General features: G+C 44.1%; 3 protein-coding genes. All 3 read left to right on the forward strand.

Going from position 1 to position 3,140, the window contains the following annotated elements:
* Positions 1-615: 615 nt before the first annotated feature.
* The 3 genes from QZP87_RS07495 to QZP87_RS07505 all read left to right on the forward strand — a co-directional run bounded on the left by QZP87_RS07495 (position 616) and on the right by QZP87_RS07505 (position 2,876).
* On the forward strand, positions 616-1,191 hold the full coding sequence (locus QZP87_RS07495; RefSeq protein ID WP_291322299.1) for a hypothetical protein: 576 nt from the start codon (positions 616-618) through the stop codon (positions 1,189-1,191).
* Between the two features lie 149 nt (positions 1,192-1,340).
* Complete coding sequence (locus QZP87_RS07500; RefSeq protein WP_291322300.1) at positions 1,341-1,772, forward strand: FlgO family outer membrane protein; 432 nt, start codon at positions 1,341-1,343, stop codon at positions 1,770-1,772.
* A gap of 651 nt (positions 1,773-2,423) precedes the next feature.
* A complete protein-coding gene (locus tag QZP87_RS07505; RefSeq protein WP_291322301.1) occupies positions 2,424-2,876 on the forward strand; it encodes a GNAT family protein in 453 nt (150 codons plus the stop codon).
* Positions 2,877-3,140: the final 264 nt, after the last annotated feature.

The following is a 3,140-nucleotide window of genomic DNA, read 5'->3' on the forward strand; positions in this document are numbered from 1 at the left end:
CAGTAAAATCAAAGAGTTATGTATATTGTTGATTTGTGAATTTTTCATTCCCCGACTTTTTGCAGGTTCATCAAGATAAGAAATGCTCTTATCCCAATTGGGACAGTCCCCGCGAAAACATTTATCTGGTTACTGAAATCTTTAATTCGCAAAACTGGTTGCCTCTGATCTGGTTGGTTCTAAGCGGGGACAGTCCCAGTACCAGGCGCTGAAACCCTGTCTCTGTTCGAAATTTTTCTTGTTTTTTATGACAGGGTCTCAGGAGTAAGTCACTAGGCTTTTTCCGCGACCTTGCACGGAAAAAGTGGCCCCTTCGGGGCATCATCCGGTTAACCCCTGCAGGACGCGTTGAGCACAGGGACTGGCTCTCCCGGCAATTATTTTTCTAATCTGTTTCTTGTTCAATAAAAAATAAGTGCCGGGGTGCCTGTCCCCACAAACATGCAAGCAGGTTTTTTTTCTTGTTCCCAGGCTGGAGCCTGGAACTAGAGGTAACCAGGAACGAAGAACCAGGAACCAAAAAATCGCTAATCAGATACGTATGGTTCAAGTTTTTTGCGACAAGGCTTGAGGAGTAAGTCACTGAGCTATGGACACTTTTATTAGGAGAACAGTATGCAATACTTGAAATTGATACTCATCACTTTAGTTTTAGCTGCAATGTTTGGTTGTACACAACCTTACAGCGAGGCTCCTAAGCCCACCAACTTTAAAATTTCCGAACAACACATGGTTCAGGCAGCTCATCACTGGGAAATCATAGCTGGAAATGTTGCCAGGGAGATAGACAGCTATGTAGAGCCTGGTGACCACGATTTTGGTATTTATATAAAACTGACAAATCCATCTCCTTTTGAAAAGGCATTCCTCGAATATCTTAAAGCTCATCTTACCAGAAAATGTTATCACATATGTACTCAAAACAATTGCCTTTTGAAATTGACAATTGATACCCAGGTTATCGACCATCCTACCTTTCCGGTACATACTGGAAATATCCCTAACCATGACAGGAGATACAACCAACTGGAACAAAAAGAACTTGTCCTGTCACAAGACCTTCACTATCATGGAAGAATAGTAGGCACTATGACTCGTACCCTTTACTTCAAAAATTCCGAAATAGACAATTATACTAAACCACCAGAGAAATCACCTACAAAATCTTATAATGTGGCAGAAGGCCGTTAGTAGAGGTAATCATGGGCTATAAAATTATTGGAATAATCGTCATACTGTTCTGCTTTTTTATGTCTTTAATTTCATGCACAGCTGACAAATATGCTATACAAGACATGAATACATTTCACAGCAATTTTGATGCAGAAAAGTTTCCTCGCATGCATGAAATAGCAGCAGACAATTTACTTCAGAATTGCAGCGTTGTCATTGAAGATGATCAACCAATCATAGTTACCAGTCTCGTAGATATTGATGAAATGGGTAAATCATCAACTCTGGGTCGAATTTCCTCTGAGATCATCGCCGGTCGCCTGTCTCAGCAGGGCCTCAAGGTCCAGGAAATCAAAATGAGCCAGAGTAATATTTTTGTAAGTGAGGCCGAGGGCGAATTTATACTGTCCAGAAACCTGCACCAGATCGGAGAAAAATACGATGTGCAGGGATTTGTGGTTGGTACCTACGCCATAGGAAAATATCACCGGAACGACGTGGATGTGTTTATTGCACTGAGGTTTGTAAACACAGAAGATATCATAGCCTGTGCTTATAACTATGCAGTCCCGGGAACTGATCCAGAGTTGTGGTGGTAGTGCCTTACTCCTGCAACCCTGTCACAAAATACATTGTTGACGTGGGGTCTGTCCCAAGTGGGATAAGAGCAATGCATTATCTTGTGTTGTGGGCACAGCCCGCGTCAGGTATCTATCCAGGAAGTTCAAGCACGGTCCAGAAGTCTTCCCCGGGAACACCGAGCTCCAGCCCGTCACTTTCACCCAGGAACGAATTGTTTTTGTCGCCGTCATACGCATCTCAATGTGAATCTGTATACCGGAACGTGTCAATGAAAACAGCAAATCCCCCGGACAACCCCTTTGTGCCTGACCCGGCATCAGTTAATTTAATGAAACAGAAAGCGCCTATGTTTTTTTGATTGATTGTGACACGTTGCATGTTGCGTCTCTGTTCAGCCCCTTGAATATCGCATGCAGTTTTTTGAGGTTTCAAAGGTTAAACTGCTCGTATCTGTATAGCACTTTGCATGTAGCACAGGGACAACTGGCTCTCCCCGCACTTATTTTTTTATGGCGGAAATGCTGGAGATATTTGAAAAAATAAGTGAGGGTGTACTTGTCCCGGATTTTCTTTAATGCGCTGACAGATACAACTGCTCACATTAGAGGAGGTGTATTCTGGTAAAGATCAGGCTTTTTCAAGATCAAGACTGGCCGGTTGTCTGGAAGATGGTCGAGCCGGTTTTACGGGCCGGGGAAACCTATCCTTTTCCGCCTGACATCACTGAATCTCAAGCGTTTGATGTCTGGGTGCAGGTGCCTGTTGCAACTTTTGTGGCTGAGTATGATAAGAAAACAGTTGTGGGCACCTACTACATAAAGCCTAACCAGCCCGGCCTCGGGGCACATGTTTGCAATTGTGGATACATTGTGACACAAGAGGCACGTGGCAAGGGAATTGCCTCCAGGATGTGCCGGCACTCGCAGGAGGAAGCCGTGGCAAGAGGGTTTCGGGCAATGCAGTACAACATGGTTGTTTCCACCAATGAGGTTGCACTCCATATCTGGAAAAAGAACGGTTTTCAGGTTGTCGGCCGGTTGCCCAAAGCCTTCAAACATGCAAAACATGGCTTTGTGGATGCTTTTATTATGTATAAAGAGCTTCAAACAGTGTCTGTTTAGCGCTTTGCATGTGGCACTGGGGACTGGCTCTCCCCGCACTTATTTTTTCAAATATGCTGAAATTTCCTGTGACAAAAATAAGTGCGGGGGTGCCTGTCCCCTGCTTTCCTTAAAATCGCTAAACAGATACGGCACTGGGACTGGCTCTTCTTATCGTTCCCACGCTCTGCGTGGGAACGTTTTTCGATCCAGCACTCACTTTTGACAATGGAGAAGTACCAGGTAAATAATAGTATTCAAAAGTGAGTGCTGGATCATTTTGGA

This window comes from Desulfonatronospira sp., assembly GCA_003563255.1.
Lineage (GTDB): Bacteria > Desulfobacterota > Desulfovibrionia > Desulfovibrionales > Desulfonatronovibrionaceae > Desulfonatronospira.

What these genes read in the sequence shown, in the direction of transcription:
- QZP87_RS07500 (WP_291322300.1), top strand. Translation starts at nt 1,341, where the DNA reads ATGCATGAAATAGCAGCAGACAATTTACTTCAGAATTGCAGCGTTGTC.
- QZP87_RS07505 (WP_291322301.1), top strand. Translation starts at nt 2,424, where the DNA reads ATGGTCGAGCCGGTTTTACGGGCCGGGGAAACCTATCCTTTTCCGCCT.
- QZP87_RS07495 (WP_291322299.1), top strand. Translation starts at nt 616, where the DNA reads ATGCAATACTTGAAATTGATACTCATCACTTTAGTTTTAGCTGCAATG.